Origin of the sequence: Candidatus Protofrankia californiensis, assembly GCF_900634765.1 — a bacterium.
Classification (GTDB): Bacteria; Actinomycetota; Actinomycetes; order Frankiales; family Frankiaceae; genus Protofrankia; species Protofrankia californiensis.
Genome location: NZ_CAAAFT010000436.1, coordinates 1,067 through 1,896, shown reverse-complemented (window position 1 = coordinate 1,896; position 830 = coordinate 1,067). Strand labels below are relative to the sequence as shown.

General features: G+C 74.7%; 1 pseudogene. It reads right to left on the bottom strand.

Annotated features, from left to right (window positions below):
• A pseudogene (locus DD1DGNOD_RS30105) lies at window positions 1-830 on the bottom strand (AAA domain-containing protein); the annotation flags it as partial.

Here is an 830-nt window from a genome sequence, read left to right as displayed (position 1 = left end):
CCGCCCGCGGCGACCGCGTCGGCGTAGGAGCGCAGCGCCGCGGACTGCTCGGCGCCCATCCGTTCCAGGCAGTGCTTCCAGGCGAGCGCGCCGGCGAGCTCGGCGGTGGCGGCGGCGAGGGCATCCTCGGCCGCGTCGAGCTCGGCCTCGACGTCGGCTTCACCGGATGCTGTACGCGAGCGCTCCAGCCAGGTCGCTGCGCAGGCCCACGCCCATGCCTCGGTGAAGGACGCGATCCGGCGGTCCCACCGCGCCGCGTCCGCATTGCCTGGACGGTTCCCGGTTGCCGCCTCGGCACCGCCGACCGTACCCACCGTACGTGCGTTCACCGGGTTTGCCGGGCTCGCCGGGTCTGGGGCCACGCCTTCCAACAGGGCCACCGCCAGGCCCGGATGTGCGGCCCGGACACGCTCCAGCAACGCGACACAGCGCATCTCCGCGTCCCGCTCGGCACCGGCCGCCTCGAGCGCGACGCGAGCGGCCTCGTAGGCCGTGACGTCGCGGTTGGCCAGCGCGTCCGCGAGGACGGTCAGCTCTGGTGCGCTCGCCTGGGTCCTGACCGCTGTCACATAGCGGCTGTGGATGCGGCTGAGATTCTCGGTGGCGGCGGCGGCGCGTTGGCGCAGCCGGACGTCCTCGATGGCAGCGGCAAGATCCCGGCATGCCCGGGTGCTGGTGAGCGCGATGCCCAGCGGGCTGCCCGACGGCGTGGCGCCGGGAGCGCCGAGAGCGTTGGGAGCGCCGAGGACACCGAGAACACGGTCACGCGCGTCGCGGGCCCGGTTGACCGCGTCGAGGGCGGCGGCCAGATCGTGCAGGCGGGCCAGACG